Origin of the sequence: Ruegeria sp. HKCCA5929 (assembly GCF_013034525.1) — a bacterium.
Lineage (GTDB): Bacteria > Pseudomonadota > Alphaproteobacteria > Rhodobacterales > Rhodobacteraceae > Ruegeria.
In genome coordinates, this window is the sequence record NZ_WQGE01000002.1 from 111,962 (window position 1) to 130,190 (window position 18,229).

The 18,229-nt window shown below is 57.0% G+C and carries 18 protein-coding genes; 8 read left to right on the plus strand and 10 right to left on the minus strand.

Annotated features, from left to right (window positions below):
- Window positions 1–92: 92 nt before the first annotated feature.
- The 9 genes from GOV90_RS05325 to coxB all read right to left on the minus strand — a co-directional run bounded on the left by GOV90_RS05325 (window position 93) and on the right by coxB (window position 7,677).
- Window positions 93–677: a GNAT family N-acetyltransferase gene (locus GOV90_RS05325; RefSeq protein ID WP_171094139.1), complete on the minus strand. Its 585-nt coding sequence runs from the start codon at window positions 675–677 to the stop codon at window positions 93–95.
- The gene (locus tag GOV90_RS05330) at window positions 677–1,939 is read right to left on the minus strand and encodes a pitrilysin family protein (protein ID WP_171094141.1); all 1,263 of its coding nucleotides are present in this window, start codon (window positions 1,937–1,939) and stop codon (window positions 677–679) included. The genes GOV90_RS05325 and GOV90_RS05330 overlap by 1 nt, the downstream gene beginning before the upstream one ends.
- Window positions 1,936–3,324, minus strand: coding sequence for a threonine synthase (gene thrC, locus GOV90_RS05335; protein WP_171094143.1), 1,389 nt, complete (start codon window positions 3,322–3,324; stop codon window positions 1,936–1,938). The genes GOV90_RS05330 and thrC overlap by 4 nt, the downstream gene beginning before the upstream one ends.
- A complete protein-coding gene (locus GOV90_RS05340) occupies window positions 3,321–3,998 on the minus strand; it encodes an SURF1 family protein (protein WP_171094144.1) in 678 nt (225 codons plus the stop codon). The genes thrC and GOV90_RS05340 overlap by 4 nt, the downstream gene beginning before the upstream one ends.
- Window positions 3,999–4,154: 156 nt before the next feature.
- Entirely contained in the window at window positions 4,155–4,970 is an 816-nt protein-coding gene (locus GOV90_RS05345) for a cytochrome c oxidase subunit 3 (protein ID WP_171094145.1), read from the minus strand.
- Window positions 4,971–4,992: 22 nt separating this feature from the next.
- The gene (locus tag GOV90_RS05350; RefSeq protein WP_171094147.1) at window positions 4,993–5,568 is read right to left on the minus strand and encodes a cytochrome c oxidase assembly protein; all 576 of its coding nucleotides are present in this window, start codon (window positions 5,566–5,568) and stop codon (window positions 4,993–4,995) included.
- Window positions 5,568–5,729 carry a hypothetical protein gene (locus tag GOV90_RS05355; RefSeq protein ID WP_171094149.1) on the minus strand — a complete coding sequence of 54 codons (162 nt, stop codon included), beginning with the start codon at window positions 5,727–5,729 and terminating at the stop codon, window positions 5,568–5,570. Before GOV90_RS05355 ends, GOV90_RS05350 begins: the two co-directional genes overlap by 1 nt.
- A complete protein-coding gene (gene cyoE / locus GOV90_RS05360; RefSeq protein ID WP_171094151.1) occupies window positions 5,726–6,676 on the minus strand; it encodes a heme o synthase in 951 nt (316 codons plus the stop codon). The genes GOV90_RS05355 and cyoE overlap by 4 nt, the downstream gene beginning before the upstream one ends.
- A gap of 89 nt (window positions 6,677–6,765) precedes the next feature.
- Window positions 6,766–7,677: a cytochrome c oxidase subunit II gene (gene coxB / locus GOV90_RS05365; RefSeq protein WP_171094153.1), complete on the minus strand. Its 912-nt coding sequence runs from the start codon at window positions 7,675–7,677 to the stop codon at window positions 6,766–6,768.
- Between the two features lie 176 nt (window positions 7,678–7,853).
- On the opposite strand from coxB, the gene tldD reads away from it, so the two are divergent.
- The 5 genes from tldD to GOV90_RS05390 all read left to right on the plus strand — a co-directional run bounded on the left by tldD (window position 7,854) and on the right by GOV90_RS05390 (window position 14,858).
- On the plus strand, window positions 7,854–9,275 hold the full coding sequence (tldD, locus tag GOV90_RS05370; protein WP_171094154.1) for a metalloprotease TldD: 1,422 nt from the start codon (window positions 7,854–7,856) through the stop codon (window positions 9,273–9,275).
- A 237-nt stretch (window positions 9,276–9,512) separates the two neighbouring features.
- On the plus strand, window positions 9,513–10,637 hold the full coding sequence (dprA, locus tag GOV90_RS05375; protein ID WP_171094157.1) for a DNA-processing protein DprA: 1,125 nt from the start codon (window positions 9,513–9,515) through the stop codon (window positions 10,635–10,637).
- Between the two features lie 180 nt (window positions 10,638–10,817).
- Window positions 10,818–13,436: a type I DNA topoisomerase gene (gene topA / locus GOV90_RS05380; protein ID WP_171094158.1), complete on the plus strand. Its 2,619-nt coding sequence runs from the start codon at window positions 10,818–10,820 to the stop codon at window positions 13,434–13,436.
- A 91-nt stretch (window positions 13,437–13,527) separates the two neighbouring features.
- On the plus strand, window positions 13,528–14,232 hold the full coding sequence (locus GOV90_RS05385; RefSeq protein ID WP_171094159.1) for a CoA transferase subunit A: 705 nt from the start codon (window positions 13,528–13,530) through the stop codon (window positions 14,230–14,232).
- Window positions 14,232–14,858, plus strand: a complete 627-nt coding sequence (locus GOV90_RS05390; RefSeq protein WP_050603192.1) for a 3-oxoacid CoA-transferase subunit B — start codon at window positions 14,232–14,234, stop codon at window positions 14,856–14,858. Before GOV90_RS05385 ends, GOV90_RS05390 begins: the two co-directional genes overlap by 1 nt.
- A 36-nt stretch (window positions 14,859–14,894) precedes the next feature.
- Here the strand turns inward: GOV90_RS05390 and GOV90_RS05395 are convergent, their stop codons facing one another.
- Window positions 14,895–15,761: a lytic transglycosylase domain-containing protein gene (locus GOV90_RS05395; RefSeq protein ID WP_171094160.1), complete on the minus strand. Its 867-nt coding sequence runs from the start codon at window positions 15,759–15,761 to the stop codon at window positions 14,895–14,897.
- 353 nt (window positions 15,762–16,114) lie between these two features.
- Here GOV90_RS05395 and GOV90_RS05400 point away from each other — a divergent pair, with 353 nt between their 5' ends.
- The 3 genes from GOV90_RS05400 to cpaB all read left to right on the plus strand — a co-directional run bounded on the left by GOV90_RS05400 (window position 16,115) and on the right by cpaB (window position 18,053).
- Window positions 16,115–16,342 (plus strand): Flp family type IVb pilin, encoded by a 228-nt coding sequence (locus tag GOV90_RS05400; RefSeq protein ID WP_171094161.1) that lies wholly within the window; start codon window positions 16,115–16,117, stop codon window positions 16,340–16,342.
- A gap of 303 nt (window positions 16,343–16,645) precedes the next feature.
- A complete protein-coding gene (locus tag GOV90_RS05405) occupies window positions 16,646–16,885 on the plus strand; it encodes a hypothetical protein (RefSeq protein ID WP_171093942.1) in 240 nt (79 codons plus the stop codon).
- Between the two features lie 286 nt (window positions 16,886–17,171).
- On the plus strand, window positions 17,172–18,053 hold the full coding sequence (gene cpaB / locus GOV90_RS05410; RefSeq protein ID WP_171094162.1) for a Flp pilus assembly protein CpaB: 882 nt from the start codon (window positions 17,172–17,174) through the stop codon (window positions 18,051–18,053).
- Window positions 18,054–18,229 lie beyond the last annotated feature (176 nt).

Here is an 18,229-nt window from a genome sequence, read left to right on the forward strand (position 1 = left end):
AGCGCAGAACGCGCCCGAGTCATGCCCCCTTGTTCATCTGGCCAAAAATACCTCGGGGGAGGCGCGGCGAGCCGCGACGGGGGCAGCGCCCCCTAACCCGCGTCGGTTTTCCCGCGCCTGTCGGATCGTAGGCTGGCATACAAAACGTGTGTCCGCCACCGCCCGTTGATCTGCAGGTAAGATTGCGCCACACCTTCGTATTTGAAGCCCGAGCTTTCCAACAACCCGCGCGAAGCCCGGTTTTCCGGTAAGCAGGCCGCTTCGATCCGGCTCAGATCCAGTCGGGTAAAGGCGTGATGAACCATCGCACCAATTGCTTCACGCATGTATCCCTGCCGGGCAAAAGCCTGACCGGTCCAATATCCCAGAGTACCCGCCTGCGCGGGACCACGCCTTATATTGTCAAGCGTGATGGCCCCCACCAGAACGTCATCCTCGCGGCGAAACAGGAACAGCGGTATCGCAGTACCACTGGCGACTGAACGCTGTGCCCAATACACCCGATTGGTAAAGGATTTGCGGCTTAGATGATCGCTGGCCCAGACAGGCTCCCACGGCGTCAGATAGTCTTTTGAAGACCGCCGCAACGCGGACCAGTTATTGAAATCGGAATGTACAGGCGGGCGCATGCTAAGCCGCGCTGTTTCGAGTTTCAGCTTGCGTCTGCCCAACAGCATCACGCCGCCCGCCTCTCCTGCAGTTCGGTCAAGCTCGGCGCACCGGACACAGGCCCATAAAGCGCCAGAGCTGCCGGAGCCTGTACAGCCATGGTTTCTGCAAAGGCTCTCACATCTTCAGTGCCAACCGCATCGATCTTGGCAACAGTATCCTCAAGCGAGGGCACCCTACCCCAAATCTGCACCAGCCGCGCCAAACGTTCGGCCCGGTTCGATGGGCTTTCCAGTCCCATCAACATCCCAGCCTTCATCTGGGCGCGGGCCCGGGCGACCTCCTCTGCGCTCATGTCCTCGGCCGCGCGTTTCATCTCATCAATGGTGATCGTCGCCAACTCACCAACCTGATCCGCCGAGGTTCCCGCATAAATCGTGGTTGTACCAGTATCAGCGTAAGCACCGGTCTGAGCAAAGATTGTGTAGCACAGCCCGCGCGTTTCCCTCACCTCCTGGAACAAGCGTGAGGACATGCCGCCGCCCAAAGCCGTCGAATAAATCTGCGCCGTATAAATCGCGTCGTCGCGGTACCCGGGGCTTTCCAGCGCCAGGGCAAAGTGCGCCTGCTCCAACTCTTTCTCTTGCCGTGCCTCACCTCCGGTGAACCGTGCGACGTCCGGGATCAGGCCCTTGCGTGGTTGCAGATGCCCGAACATCTCTTCGGCCATTTTCATCAGCGCATCGTGATCCACGGCACCGGCAGCCGACAGGATCATCTGCTCGGGGCCGTAATGCTCGGCTACAAAGCCCGACAGATCCTCGCGTGAAAACGCACTGACCTTTTCAGTTGGCCCCAGAATAGTGCGACCCAAGGGTTGGTCGTGATAGCTCTGCTCTTGCAGCCAGTCAAAGATCACATCGTCCGGCGTATCATAGGCCTGACCGATTTCTTGCAGGATCACCCCACGCTCAACTTCGATCTCACGCGGATCGAAAACCGGGTTCAGAACAATGTCACCGATCACGTCCATCGCCAGCGCGACGTCGTCCTTGAGAACACGCGCGTAGTAGGCCGTCACCTCGCGCGAGGTATAGGCGTTGATATAGCCGCCCACATCCTCAATCGCTTCAGCGATTTGCAGCGCAGAACGACGCTCGGTTCCCTTGAACGCCATATGTTCAAGGAAATGCGCGATGCCGTTTTGCTCGATCCGCTCATGCCGCCCACCGGCGGTCACCCAGATGCCGATGGCCGCTGATTGCAGCCCCGGCATATGTTCACTGACGATACGAAAGCCGTTCTTCAGTTGGTCTTGTCTGACAGTCACTCGGCGATATGCCCTTTGATATGATCCTCGAGGGCACCCAGATCATTTGCAATGCGGGTTACCCGTTCCGGACGTTCATACAGATCAGACATGCGGGATGGAAGAGGCGGATGCACGTCGCTCGCCTTCTCGACAGCCGCCGGGAACTTTGCAGGGTGCGCAGTCGCCAGGGTGATCATCGGCACGTCAGCCGCTCGGTGCTCTTCTGCAACCTTGATACCAATGGCGGTGTGCGGGCAAACCAGTTCCGCGCTATGCGCCAGCGTGTGCTTGATCGTTTCCAGCGTCTGATCTTCGGATACGCGGCCCGAGTCGAAACTCTCACGCAGCGCCTCCATCGCGCCCTGGCTGACGTTGAAGCCGCCATTCTTGAGCTCGTCCATCAACTGAGCGACCGCGCTGCCATCCTCGCCATACGCGTAGTACAATGCGCGCTCAAAGTTCGAGCTGACCTGAATGTCCATCGAGGGGCTGATCGAGGGGATGGTATCTCCCTTGAAATACCCTTCACCACTCAGACAGCGGTGCAGGATATCGTTCTGATTTGTCGCAACCACCAACCGATCAATGGGCAGGCCCATCCGTTTGGCCAGATAGCCTGCAAAAATATCCCCAAAATTGCCGGTCGGCACGGTGAAGCTGACCTTGCGATGTGGCGCGCCAAGACTGACGGCAGCAGAAAAATAATACACGATCTGCGCCAGTACGCGGGCAAAGTTGATCGAGTTCACACCAGCCAGTTTCACGCTGTCGCGGAAGTCGAAGTCGTTGAACATGTCCTTCAGCGCGGCCTGACAATCGTCAAAATCACCATCCACGGCCAAAGCGTGCACATTGCTGTCCGCTGGTGTTGTCATCTGTCGCCGCTGCACCTCGGACACGCGGCCATGTGGGTACAGGATGAACACATCCACCGCGTCCAGCCCCCGGAACGCCTCAATGGCAGCGGAACCTGTATCACCACTGGTTGCACCCACGATGGTCACGCGGTCATTGCGGCGCTTCAAAGCCACCTGGAACAGCTGACCGATCAATTGCATCGCAAAGTCTTTGAAAGCCAGCGTGGGTCCATGGAACAGCTCCAGCAGGAAGTGGTTCTCGTTCAACTGTTTCAATGGCGCACGGGCATCGTGGCCGAACCCGGCATAGGCGCGTGTGATGATCTCTGCGAACTCGTCTTGCGTGAATGAGCCGCTGACATAGGGCCACATCACGCGCATGGCGATCTCTTCATAGGGCAAACCGGCCAGTTCGGCGATCTCGTCCTGGGACATCACCGGGATCTCGTCGGGCAGGTACAGGCCGCCGTCGCGGGCCAGACCGGTCAGCATCGCCTCTTCAAATGTCAGTTCAGGCGCTTGGCCACGGGTCGAGATGTATTTCATGTCGCGTCACTCTCAGAATTGGCACGGCTGCGCCACAGGAAGTATCCGGTCATCGCGGCCCAGACCAGAGCCAGACCAAACCAGGTGATTGCATATTGCAGGTGATCATTCGGGATGCCCGCCGTATCGACCGGTAAGGGCGTCACATTCGGGTCGGTTTGTGACCGGGCGATCAACAGAACTGGTTCGGCCCCCAAAGCAGCGGCCAAGTTCTGTACGTCACGGGCGAACCATATATTGGCGTCGATATCCGCCTCAGGCGTGTAACTGTCGATCTCATCCGGCCAGTGAAGATTCCCGGCAATCTCCATTGGGCCGGTCAAACGCTCAGTGTCTTTGGCAGTTGTTGGAACGAAGCCCCGATCCACAAGGATCGTACGATCCCCTGTGTTGAAAGACTGGATGATGCGATAACCCGCCCCAACCTGTTTCACGGAGACCAGCACGTGAATTTCCCCGGGAACCATTTCACCTGACACGACCACCGGCAGATACTTATCCGCTTCTTCTGACACCTGCGCTGGCAGATCCACAGGATTCGCCGAAATTCGATCCTCAATCTCAGCCAGCACCTCTTGTTTCCATGACAGACGCTGCACTTGCCAAATGCCAAGCGACAGCAACACGCCCAGACCGGCGAGACCGAAGATCAGCAGGAAAAGAATGCGGCGCATGGCGGGATCAGACCTCGTTGCAGGAACCGGCGTCTTGTTAAGGGCGGAGCAGACGAAAATGCAACCACGCAATTGTATCGGGCGCAATCTTGTGCCCAGAACAGAGAAAAAGCCGCCCCAAAGGGCGGCTTTTCCAATTGGATTACCTGATCGGCATTACATCAGCGGGGCTTGGCCCCAGATGTAGACGGCGAAGAACAGGAACAGCCAGACAACGTCAACGAAGTGCCAGTACCAGGCCGCCGCCTCAAAACCCACATGCTTCTCGGGGGTAAAGTCGCCCTTAAGAGCACGGATCAGACAGACCGTCAGGAAGATTGTCCCGATGATCACGTGCGCGCCGTGGAAACCGGTTGCCATGAAGAAGTTCGAATAGAACTGATCGCCGCCGAATTCCCAGCCTTCGTGGGCCAGCAACTCGTAGTATTCGTAGGCCTGCAGGAAGGTGAACAGCAGACCCAGTACGATACCGATGGCCAGACCGTTGATCAGCGCCTTGCGGTCATTATCATGCACCAGCGCGTGGTGTGCCCAGGTGATCGCACAGCCCGACAAAAGCAGGACCAGAGTGTTGATCAGCGGCAGGTGGAAGGGGTCAACCGCATGAATGTCCGGCTGGATGTACTCAGTGCCCGCATAGTCGTACATCGGATACATGCGATGCTTGAAGAACGACCAGAACCAAGCGAAGAAGAACATCACTTCGGACATCACAAACAGTATGAAACCATAACGCAAACCGATGCGGACGACGGGCGTGTGATCGCCTTGACGGCTTTCAACAACCACTTCTGACCACCATGCGAACATGGTGTACAGCACCGCGACCAGACCGGCCCAGAACATCCACGGCGTAAGGCCATGCATCCAAAGGACGGCCCCGAACAGCATCACAAAGCCACCAACGGCTCCGATCAGAGGCCAGATCGACGGGGCCAGAATGTGATAATCGTGGTTTTTAGCGTGTGCCATCAGCGTCCCTCACCTACAGGCGTTAGTTCGTGTTTGTATCTGCCTGCGTTTCAAGGGCGGCATAGCCCTCGGGCAGGTCAATTTCGTAGAATGTATACGACAGCGTGATCGTATGAACATACTTTGCTTCAAGATCGTCGACCAGTTCCGGGTCGACGAAGAAGGTCACCGGCATCTCTACACGTTCGCCGGGTTGCAGCACCTGCTCTTCAAAGCAGAAACAGGCGATTTTCTGGAAATACCCACCCGCCGAATAGGGGGCGACGTTGTAAGAGGCTTGGCCCGCAATCGGCCGGTCGGTTGGGTTGTATGCTTCGTAGAAGGCAAGCCCGGTTTCGCCGATGCGCACTTCCATCTCACGCTCAATCGGTTTGAACTCCCAAGCCATGCCCTTGGCCTTAGAGGCGTCAAACCGGACGGTGATGGTGCGATCCAGAATGTCTTCGGGCGCTGACTCAGCTACACCCGTGGTGCCGCCAAAACCCGTTACCCGACAGAACCAGTCATAAAATGGTACAGCTGCCCAAGCCAGACTGCCCATAAGGATGACCACACCAACAGTCTGTGCAACCGTTTTCTGGGGACCTGTCAAAGCCATCAGTTCTGAACCTCCTGTGGTGCCATACCGAAATCCGTGCCCGAGACCTTAACAACCGTCAGCCCAAAAATAATTACGATAAAGGCGGCCAGTGTCAGACCAACACCCAGATTGCGGCTGAAGCGTCGCTGATGCAACTCATGGTTCTTGCGCAGGCTCATGACCAGCCTCCCAGGCCATAGGGTTTCAGCAAAGCCTCAACCAGAATGGCGCCGAAATGCAGGAAGAGATAGAGCAGCGACAGTTTGAAAAAGCTGCGCTCAACCTTGAAATTATCGGCTTCGGAATCCTCTTCGGTCCGCCGCGAGATTTGCCAAGCTCCGCGCAGGAACAGGGCGTTCAGCACCAGCGCAACCGCCAGATAAACCGGGCCACCGATACTCGAGAACGCCGTGCCGACAGCCAGCACTGCAAGCAGAGCGGTGTAGACCAGGATATGAAACCGTGTGGCGCGACGGCCATGTGTAACGGTCAGCATCGGAACACCCGCGTCATCATAATCCGAGCGCATGAACAGAGCCAACGCCCAGAAATGCGGTGGAGTCCACATGAAGGTCAGGGCGAACATCAGCCAGGGCTCAACCGTCATCGAGCCGGTGGCAGCAACCCAGCCGATAACGGGCGGGAACGCACCAGCGGCACCGCCGATGACGATGTTCTGCGGCGTCGAACGCTTGAGCCACATTGTGTAGACAACAACGTAGAAAAAAATCGTGAAGCCCAGAAACGCGCCTGCAAACCAGTTTGTTGCAAGACCCAGCATGATCACGGAAAGGCCCGAAAGAGCCAGCCCAAGCGCCAGCGCCTCACCCTCTTCCACCTTGCCGGAAGGGATCGGGCGACCCTTGGTGCGTTTCATCACGCGGTCGATATCTGCGTCCCACCACATGTTCAAAGCACCAGACGCTCCACCGCCGATCGCTATGAACAAAATGGCGCAAAAGCCAACGAAAGGATGCACGGAAACGGGTGCCGCCAGCAGTCCGACCAGCGCGGTGAAAACAACCAGAGACATCACACGCGGCTTCAGCAGAGCGAAGTAATCGCCAAAGCTGGCCTCGTCCGCATGGGCGGTCGCAGTGCTGGCATTGATGCTTGCGTCGGTCATTTCCGGTCCTTCTGGGGCGAAAGCTGCGCGATTACCCGCGCAGCCTGCGTCATGTCCAAGGAGGGGTTATCCCCGCCCATGTCGCTCAGTTAGTTCGAGGCGACCTGATAGCTTTGCGGCAGACCCGCATATTCGTCGATCGCGCCCTGAAGCCATGCGTCGTAAGCTTCCTGGCTGACCACTTTGACGGTGATCGGCATATAGGCGTGGTCCTTGCCGCAGAGTTCGGAACACTGACCGAAATAAACGCCTTCTTTCTCGGCTTCGAACCACAGTTCAGCCAAACGTCCGGGCACGCCGTCCTGTTTCACGCCAAAGGACGGGATGGTCCACGAATGGATCACGTCGGATGCGGTCACTTGCATCACGATAACCTTGCCAACCGGTACGACCACTGCGGTATCGGTGGCCAGCAGCCATTCGTCGTCGCTGTAACCCGCATCTGCCAGCTTGGCGCGCATGGCGTCATCCAGAACAAACGGGGTCACGTCCGCATCTGCAGGGCGCGCACCTTCGTCCAATGTGGCCGGGTGGCCCAGCAAGTAGCTGTCGAACGCAAAGTCGTGATCGACATATTCGTAGGTCCAGTACCACTGGTTGCCCACAACTTTGATGGTGATGTCACCTTCGGGAATTTCCTGTTGCTTGAACAGAACCGGCAGCGAGAAAGCGCCAATGAAGACCAGAATCAGGATCGGACCGAGGGTCCAGGCAATCTCGACCGGGGTATAGTGCGAGAATCGCGCCGGGGTCGGGTTTGCACGCTGGTTGTAACGTACGATGCAGTAAAGCAGCAGGCCCGCAACAAACAGACAGATCACGGTGATGATCACCAGAATCATTGTGTCCAGCCGCTGAATACCATCGGCCAAGCTTGTGGCCGCAGGCTGGAAGCCCATGCCGCCATCGACCGGCTTGCCAATAATCTCAAGCTCCTGAGCCATGGCGGGAAGGCTGGAGAGGGCTGTCATAAACCCTGAAAGCATCAAAGCATTCTTCATGTTCTGTCCTGATCGTTTGATCTTTGCGTCCCTGGCGAAAAGGTGTGAATCGGTCGCACCTCTCCCGTTGTCTTTGGCCGCGTTAAAAACCATATTCCGTCGGGTAGATAAAGCAAAATGCTTGCGTCAAACAGACGCTATTTTTGATCTGGATCAAACCCGAAAGGTCACAACCCATGTCCGACGCCCCGTTTCGCCCGTTTGAAAGCGCCCTTCCGCATGATGAGGCGTTATCTATTCTGCAATCGGCGACCGCCGGGGCGGAAGACGGAGAACTGTTTGTCGAGCGTCGCAAATCCGAGTCTTTGGTGTTTGATGACGGACGTCTGCGCACCGCGTCTTACGATGCGTCCGAGGGATTCGGGCTGCGCGCAGTTCAAGGCGAAGTGGCCGGTTACGCGCATTCCACAGATGTGTCGATTCCCGCTCTGAAACGCGCGGCCGAGACCGCGCGGCTGGCCGTTGGGGACGGCGGTGGGACGCTGGCCGAGGCACCCCGGTCCACCAACACGCGGCTCTACACCGACGAAGATCCCATCGACTCTGCCGCGTTTCCGGTCAAGATCGAAACCCTGCGCGAGATCGATGCCTTTGCCCGCGATATGGACCCGCGTGTGGTGCAGGTCAGCGCTATGATCTCAGCCGCTGTTCAAGAGGTCGAGATTCTGCGCCCTGACGGCGTGATGGTGCGGGATGTGCGCCCGATGACGCGTGTGAATGTTTCGGTGATCGTTGAACAGAACGGACGCCGCGAAAGTGGTTCGGCAGGTGGCGGTGGCCGCGTTGGCCTGAGCGGGTTGATCGATCCGAAGGACTGGCAGGCCAAAGCCCGTGAAGCGTTGCGCATTGCGGTGGTCAATCTTGATGCGGTTCCAGCCCCTGCAGGGGTGATGGAGGTCGCGCTGGGCCCAGGCTGGCCGGGTATTCTGTTGCACGAGGCCATCGGCCACGGTTTGGAAGGAGATTTCAATCGCAAGGGCAGCTCGGCCTTTGCCGGTCTCATGGGACAGCAGATCGCCTCAAAAGGTGTAACCGTAGTCGATGACGGCACGATTGCTGACCGCCGAGGCTCGATCACCGTGGATGATGAAGGCACACCCAGTTCGCGCACAGTGCTGATTGAGGATGGCATTTTGACTGGCTACATGCAGGACCGTCAGAACGCGCGTCTGATGGGAGTTGCGCCCACTGGCAACGGGCGGCGGCAGAGCTACGCGCACAAACCCATGCCGCGTATGACCAATACGATCATGCTGGGAGGGGAGGCTGACCCTGCGGCCTTGGTCGCGGATATAAAGGACGGCATCTGGGCCGTGGGTTTCGGCGGCGGACAGGTGGACATCACCAACGGCAAGTTCGTCTTCTCCTGCACCGAAGCGTATCGAGTGGAGAACGGCAAGATCGGCGCACCCGTCAAAGGAGCTACACTGATTGGTGACGGACCGTCTGCTTTGAAACGGATCCGGGGGCTTGGCAACGACATGGCGCTGGATCCCGGTATGGGCACCTGCGGCAAGGATGGACAATGGGTGCCGGTGGGGGTCGGACAGCCAACTGTGCTGATGGACGGTCTGACCGTAGGCGGCTCAGCGGCCTGAGTCGGAAAAGTATGGAAAACACGGGTGCAGGGTTAACCTTGCACCTGTACGCCTTACCCTCTGACCGCAAGCCTCATTCTGCGCTGGGGTATCCGAATTTATTTTAATGCATATTTTCCAACGCTTTAGGGAGTTTTTGACAGCACGTTCGAAAAAATATGCCTTTAATTTTCTACGATTTACAGGCTGTTAACCCGCCCTCTTGTAAACCAGTTTTGCAACAAGGCGGAGCACCGGATGACCGAAGAGCAGCTTTCTTCCAATCACCCCCCACTCCCACCCACCACGGAAGAGGACAGGTTTTCGTGGCTTCGCCTTTTGCGTTCTCGCAAGGTTGGTCCGGCGACGTTTCGCCGGCTTCTACGAGAACATGGCTCGGCGCAGAACGCGCTGGCTGCGCTGCCCGAAATGGCACGCGCCGCCGGAATAGAAGGGTATGAAATCTGCCCCCCCGGCGTGATCGAGGCGGAACTCAAGGCCGCAAAAGCCGCCAAAGCGCGGCTTTTGTGCCTTGGGTCCGCTGATTTCCCAGCAGCCTTGAATGATCTGAACGATGCGCCCCCGATGCTGTGGGCGATCGGCAACGTATCTCTGCTGCAGCAACCAGCTATTGCAATGGTCGGCGCGCGAAACTGTTCCTCGCTTGGCGCACGGATGGCCCGAGGGTTGGCGACCGATTTAGGCGGCAAAGGACATGTCATTGTCTCTGGCCTGGCCCGAGGAATAGATACGGCAGCGCATATTGCAGCCCTGACTTCCGGCACCATTGCTGTCATGGCGGGCGGCGTGGATGTGATTTACCCGGCAGAGAATACAGAACTGGCCCATGACATCGCCTCCAACGGGCTGCGCCTGTCGGAACAACCGATGGGCGTGACACCTCAGGCCCGGCACTTCCCTCGTCGGAATCGGATCATCTCGGGCCTTGCGCAGGCCGTAATCGTGGTCGAGGCTGCAGCCAAGTCCGGCAGTCTGATCACGGCGCGCGATGCGTTGGATCAGGGGCGCGAGGTTCTGGCCGTTCCTGGCCACCCTTTTGACGCGCGGGCAGCCGGGTGCAATCTGTTGATTCGGGATGGTGCTACTCTGGTGCGGTCGGCAGAGGACGTGATTGAAGCCCTGCCGCAAAAAGACAGTCTGCTGTCACGTAAGCCTGATCAGCCCCCTACCCCCGCCGCACCAAGGTCCCAAGACTTGCACGTTCAAATCCTCGAACGGCTCGGCCCCTCACCTATCGCAGAAGACCAATTGCTTCGCGACATTGCGGCTTCGGCTGGTGAGCTTGGCCCCGCATTGGTCGATCTGGAACTGGATGGACGAATCCAGCGCCAGCCCGGAGGTCTGCTGTCGCTGGCAGGCTGATCGAACCGCCCACCGAGACCATGGCATCGGCCTATCTAACGGCACGAGAGCTGTAATAGTTGCCTGAAATCACGTTGCTTTTCAGCCTGCAAAAGGAACGCATTGACAATTCCCGCTTGCCCCACACATTTTGCATCACCATAGAAGGCGCCAAATTCGTCGAGCGAGGTTTCCCCTTAAATGCCTGTAGTTGTTGTAGAATCTCCGGCCAAAGCAAAAACAATCAACAAATATCTCGGCCCCGACTACACCGTTTTGGCCTCTTACGGCCATGTGCGGGACCTTCCTCCGAAGGATGGATCGGTTGATCCCGAGCATGAGTTTTCCATGAAATGGGAAGTTGGCAATGACAGCCGCAAGCATGTCAAAGCCATCGCTGACGCGCTGAAAGAAGACAACGCGCTGATCCTTGCAACCGACCCTGATCGTGAAGGCGAGGCGATCAGCTGGCACTTGCAAGAAGCTCTGACCAAGCGCCGTTCGATCAAGAAAGATACGCCGGTCAGCCGCGTAACGTTCAACGCCATCACCAAAGAAGCCGTCACCCAGGCAATGCAGAACCCGCGTGAGGTCGATATGCCGCTGGTCGAGGCCTATCTGGCACGCCGTGCGCTGGACTATCTGGTGGGCTTCAACCTTTCTCCCGTCCTTTGGCGCAAGCTGCCCGGAGCAAAGTCCGCCGGTCGCGTGCAATCGGTCTGTCTGCGCCTGATCGTTGAACGCGAGATGGAGATCGAGGCGTTCAAGCCGGTTGAATACTGGTCGGTTAAAGCGCTTTTCGAAACACCGCGCGGCCAGACCTATGAGGCCCGTCTGGTTACGCTAGCCGGGAAAAAGCTGGATAAACACGATCTGGCCAACGCCACGCAGGCGGAACTGGCGGTGCAGGCGATCACCAGCCGCGCGCTGAGCGTCACCTCGGTCGAAGCGAAACCGGCAGCCCGCAACCCCAGCGCGCCGTTCATGACGTCAACCTTACAACAAGAGGCCAGCCGCAAGTTCGGCATGGGTGCGCGCCACGCGATGCAGGTGGCGCAGCGGTTATATGAAGCCGGGTACATTACCTACATGCGAACCGACGGCATCGACATGGCCCCCGAGGCCGTGGCCGCGACCCGCGATACAATCGCGGACCGCTATGGCGCCGAATATGTGCCAGACAGCCCGCGCATGTATAAGAACAAGGCAAAGAACGCACAGGAAGCGCACGAGTGTATCCGCCCAACGGATATGTCACGCGATGCCAAGGCACTGAAGGTCACCGATGAGGATCAGCGCAAACTTTATGACCTGATCTGGAAACGCACTATTGCCTGCCAGATGGCCGCCGCCCGGTTGGAACGTACCACCGTCGAGATCGGCAGCGATGACGGGCAAGTCGGCCTGCGTGCCACCGGTCAAGTGGTTCTGTTTGATGGCTTCATGCGCGTTTATGAAGAAGGTCGCGACGATGTAGCCGATGACGACGAAAAGCGCTTGCCGCAGATCATGCAAGGCGATCCGGCACGTTTTGCCAAAACCTCACTGAAAGATCAGTTCGCGAAAGCCGAAGAAAAAGCCGCGATCCTGTCCGAGAACGAGGCCGTTCTGGCGTTGCAACACCACACCCAACCGCCGCCCCGCTATACCGAAGCCACCTTGGTTAAGCGGATGGAAGAGCTTGGGATCGGGCGTCCGTCAACCTATGCCTCGATCGTGACGACGATTCAGGACCGGGAATATGTGCGCAAGGACAAGAACCGGTTAATCCCCGAAGAAAAGGGCCGGATCGTTACGATCTTCTTGCTGAACTTCTTCCGGCAATATGTGGGTTATGAATTCACAGCCAATCTGGAAGAAGAGCTGGATGACGTCAGCGCCGGGGACCGTGATTACAAAGACCTGCTGGGCAAGTTCTGGCGCGATTTCTCGGCCGCTATCGGAGAGACATCCGAGCTACGGATTTCCGAAGTACTGGACAAGCTGGACGAAGCGCTGGCGCCTCAGCTGTACCCGCCGCGTGAGGATGGATCGGATCCGCGCATATGCCCGAAATGCGGTACCGGCCAACTGCATCTCAAAACCTCGCGCACGGGCGGTTTCGTCGGTTGCGGCAACTACCCCGAATGCACCTATACGCGCCCCATCGCGGGTGAAGGTGCCGAAGGGGATGAACGTTTGCTGGGCGAAGATGCAGGCGATGAGATCTGGCTGAAATCCGGTCGTTTCGGTCCTTACGTTCAGCGCGGCGAACCCACGCCCGAGAACAAGAAGCCACCGCGCGCCTCTCTGCCGCGTGGTTGGAGCAAGGATGACATGGATCTGGACAAGGCACTGACGCTGTTGTCCCTGCCACGTCAGATCGGCGAACACCCGGAAGGCGGCATGATCAGCTCGAATTTCGGGCGGTTTGGCCCCTACCTGATGCACCAACTGCCGGAAGAGGCAAAGCCGGTTTACGCCAATCTCAAAGATCCAAACGATGTGTTCGAGATCGGCATGAACCGTGCCGTTGAAATGCTGGCCGAAAAACGCGCCAATCCAGGGCGCGGACGTCGGGCCGCTGCCAAACCGTTGAAAGAGTTGGGTGAACATCCCGATGGCGGCGCGATGCAGGTTCTGGACGGGCGCTATGGGCCTTATGTGAAGTGGGAGAAGGTCAATGCGACCATTCCCAAGGACATCAAGCCCGAAGACGTGACGCAGGAAATGGCCATCGAACTGGTGAACGAACGCGCCGCCAAGAAGGGCACCAAGAAAAAGGCAGCCCCAAAGAAGAAGGCGGCAGCCAAGAAGACAACCAAGAAGGCGGCGGAATAGGTAGAAATACCAACACCCCCTTGGTTTCATTGACTTCCCCATGACGTGGCGGCACAACCTGCCCATCACCATGTCATTGGGGGAGTTTTCCATGAAGAAAGTCTATGCCAATGCCTCTGAAGCGCTCGACGGAGTGCTTTCGGATGGCATGCTAATTGCCGCAGGCGGGTTTGGCCTGTGCGGCATACCGGAGTTGTTGCTTGAGGCCATCAAGGATTCGGGCGTCAAAGACCTGAGCTTTGCATCGAACAATGCCGGTGTGGACGATTTCGGAATCGGCATCCTGCTGCAGACCAAGCAGGTCAAAAAGATGATCAGCTCATATGTCGGCGAAAATGCAGAATTCATGCGCCAGTATCTGAGCGGTGAGTTGGAACTGGAATTCAACCCGCAAGGTACTCTGGCTGAACGGATGCGCGCCGGCGGCGCTGGTATTCCGGGGTTTTACACCAAAACCGGTGTGGGCACCGTGATCGCCGATGGAAAGGAACACAAAGACTTCAACGGCGAGACCTACATCCTAGAAGAAGGCATCTTTGCCGATCTGGCCATCGTTAAGGCGTGGAAGGCGGATGACACCGGAAACCTCGTGTTCCGCAAGACCGCCCGTAATTTCAATGTGCCTGCGGCGACCTGCGGCAAAATTTGCGTAGCCGAAGTAGAAGAGATCGTTCCGCGCGGCTCACTTGACCCGGATTCGATTCACCTGCCCGGCATCTATGTGCATCGCATCATTCAGGGCGATCACGAAAAGCGCATCGAACAACGCACCACCCGCAAGAAGGAGGACGCATAATGCCCTGGGACCGCAATCAGATGGCCGCGCGCGCGGCAGAGGAACTGGAAGACGGCATGTATGTGAACCTCGGCATCGGGATTCCGACGCTGGTGGCGAACTATGTGGGTGACAAGGACATCACCCTGCAATCCGAAAACGGCATGCTGGGCATGGGCCCCTTCCCGTTCGAAGGCGAAGAAGACCCGGACCTGATCAATGCGGGCAAACAGACGATCACGGAACTGTCCCGCACCGCCTATTTCGACAGCGCCACATCCTTTGCCATGATCCGTGGCGGCAAGATCGCTGCGGCGATCCTGGGCGCAATGGAAGTGGATGAAAAAGGCGACCTGGCAAACTGGATGATTCCCGGCAAGCTGGTGAAAGGCATGGGCGGCGCGATGGACCTGGTCGCTGGTGTCGGCCGTGTCATCGTTGTGATGGATCACACCAACAAGCACGGCGACAGCAAGGTACTGAAAGAATGCACCCTACCCCTGACAGGTAAAGGCGTGGTCGATCGCATTATCACCAATCTGGGTGTGCTGGATGTGGTCGAAGGTGGGCTGAAGATCGTCGAATTGGCCGATGGGGTCAGCGAAGACGAGATGCGCGCTGCGACCCAAGCGACACTTGTTTCTTAAAAGAACAAAGGTCCGCCGAATCAAGGCGGGCCTTATTCAGTTTGAGGTCTGGAACACGCAACCGTCAGAAATCAGATCGGGCGGCGTGGCACACAAGGCCTTTGCGATCTGGAATGCCGCCAGAACCTTGGGCACGTAGTCGCGGGTTTCCGTGTAAGGCGGAACGCCACTATGTTTGCGCACGGCCCCTTCACCCGCGTTATACCCGGCCAAAACCAGAATCGGGTCATTCCCGAACTCTTCCATCAGCCAATTGAGGTATTTCACACCCCCGGCGATGTTCTGGTCTGGCTGAAGGCTGTCTTTCACACCAAAACGAGCTGCCGTGGCGGGCATGAGCTGCATAAGGCCCTGCGCGCCTGCGGAACTGATCGCATCTACCCGTCCTGCCGACTCGACCGAGATCACTGCCAGGACAAGAGCGGGAGAAACATTCGTTCCAACAGTTGAACGCAGAATCTCTTTGCCCTGCTGCTGCGCAATGTTCTGGAGCGTTTGCAGGCGGGGCGACCGGACGTTGGTAGCAGCAAGGGCGGAAATAGCTGCATCCAGGCGCCCGGCCCCACCTTGGGCGATCTCTGGCGAGATCCTGTCCCAAAACGCCTTGTACGAGCCTTTAGGATCACGCTTAGGCTTCAAATCCGGCTGAACAGGTTGGGCAACTTCGGTGCGCGCAATAACTTCAGGCACCGAAATCTCAGCCCCTGTACTGGGTGCTGAGGGCTGCGTCGCATGTTCTTCTGCAGTAATCTGTACAGTCACCCTAGGGCGCTGCCCCGGTTGGGGTGCCTTGATCCGTTTGTACACGCCGCGCGGTTCAACCTCGGTCGCATCTACTGATGCGACACCCGATACGAGAAACGCCAGTACACCGGCGCATTGGAGTGCGGTCCGGAGATTCATTTGCCTGCCTCATGTTTTCTTTTTAGGCGATTTGAACCCCGAATCTTCGCGCAACGCCAGAAAAACAAAGCGAAATGGGGCAATTTCGCCTCATTTGACGCAATTTTGCACCGCCCAGGGAAGTGCGAAGCAAATCAATTGATTTTTTATTTGTTATTTTTCAATTGGTTACGAATTTTCTAACCAAAAAGTTAAGTTGCACGGAAAAAAATCTGCGTTTGGCCCAATTCCTGCCACGCCTCACAGGCAAACATAGATGCATACCGAGACGGACGGGAGCGGACTGAGAGAGGAAGCTCTGGAAGACGCCGAGGTTCATTAGACTTATTTAGATCCTTTAGGAGGGACGTAACATGATCAAGTTCATCAAGAACTTCCGCAAAGACGAAGACGGCGCAGTAACAGTTGACTGGGTTGTTCTGACCGCAGCAGTCATCGGCCTGGCCGCCGTTGCATACAACCAGATTTCGGCAGGTGCCACAGGTCTGGCGACCGACGTAAACACCGCGCTGAATGCTGCATCGCTGAGCACCGGCAGCAACACCACCACCGGTGGTATCACTGGCGAAGGCACCAACTAAGCTTTTGCTTTAGTAAGGTATCGGGACCGCGCCTTTTGGCGCGGTCTTTTTTTGTGATCACTCGCAAGACCAAACAACTTGAACGTCGGCTGGTGACCCATGTGTGCGTGCCGCGCTGAGGCTCGCACCACAGTATTTGCAATCAAATTTCAGGACAGGCCGCATCAATAAAGCATCCGGTAAGCTGAGAGGGCTGCGTTTTTTCGAAATCAATTTTTGGCCCGATTTCCGCCATGCAGATGAACTAGTTATCGACGACTTTTAAAAAAACACTGAAATGATCTACGTATTGGAGAGAAACGCATGCTCAGGTTCATAAATCGGTTTAAGTCCGACGAAGCGGGCGCTGTGACAGTTGATTGGGTGGTATTGACTGCTGTGCTCATAGGATTGTCGGGCGCGACCTTTTTTGTCATCAGCTCAAGCGTTGACGGCTTGGGCGGCAACGTCAACGAAGCCATGAGTACATCTGTCGTCAGCACCGGCTCGAACAGCACGCCCGGTGGCCTTGTAACAGAGGGCACCGCAGGTGGCGGAAGCTAAAGCTCGGCCGCATTTTGCCTAAAGCAGTCTAAGCTGGCCACGGTTATCGGCGCGAAAAAAAACGCGACATCCTTTAGGACGTGGCGTTTTTGCGTCCGCCGCGAACCTATCCCGCTCGAATGGCCTAACGGCTCGAGCAAAAAATTGTGCGGATTTTGGCGGCGAAACTGATAAACAGACATATTTGTCCCACATTTCGACACAATTTGCTTTTAAGACATAGGCTGTTTCAAAACGACCTATTGGCCGTTTAGTGTTCGACAAAACAAAATAAAGAGGTACTCGCATGCGAGCGGTATTCGGACTTGTCCTGATTGTCGGCGTAGCTTTGGCCGGTGGCGCAGTCTATATGGCGCGCAACTATATCTCGGCCTACCAGAACGAGCTTGCCCGTCAAAGACTGGCCGCAGAAGAGGCTCTGGCCAATGCCCAGGTCGAGGTGATTCCAACGGTAACTGTCTATGTGTCGAATCGTGCGCTGAAATATGGCGAACGTCTGACCCAAGAAGACATCCGTGCTGTGGACTGGCCGGAAAACGCGATTCCGGAAGGCACTTTCTCGGAACTCACCGCATTGTTCCCTGAAAGCGGCCCTACTGAGCGTTTCGTTCTGAGAACGATGGAAAAAGACGAAGCGATCATGGCTGTCAAAATCACCGAACCCGGTGAAAAGGCGGGGCTGACCTCGCGCCTGGAAAAGGGAATGCGGGCCTTCGCAATCAGCGTCGATGTTGCCTCGGGTGTTTCCGGCTTTCTGCGCCCAGGTGACAATGTTGACATTTACTGGACCGGCACCAGCGGTACCATTGAAGGAAATGGCAGTGGCGGTATTACCAAATTGATCGAAACCAATGTACAGCTGATCGCAGTCGACCAAACAGCAGGTTCAGACGTAGCCAACACGACAATCGCGCGAACTGTCACTGTTGCGGTGACTCCTCAACAGGTCGCCGCGCTGGCCCAAGCCCAGAATTCAGGGCGTCTATCCTTGGCATTGGTTGGCGTCGCTGATGAATCTGTTGCGTCAACGATCGAGGTCGACCAGCGCAAGCTGCTTGGTATTCAAGCTGCTGCCCCTGAACCAGAGAAAAAGGTTGAAGAGGTTTGCACAACCCGCATCAGACGCGGCGGTGAGATCGTCAACGTGCCAATTCCCTGCACAAACTGACGCCAATTCAGAACCTTACAAGATCAGAGTCGTACCTTGGGTGCGGCTCTTTTTTTATGATTGTTGCCAATTCTCCACATAAGGAACATTCCAGAAACCATTGATTATTGCAATAAATTTGGAATTCGCGCAGTCTATTTCCCTATAGGGCATAAGACCCAAAAAAACGAGGCGTG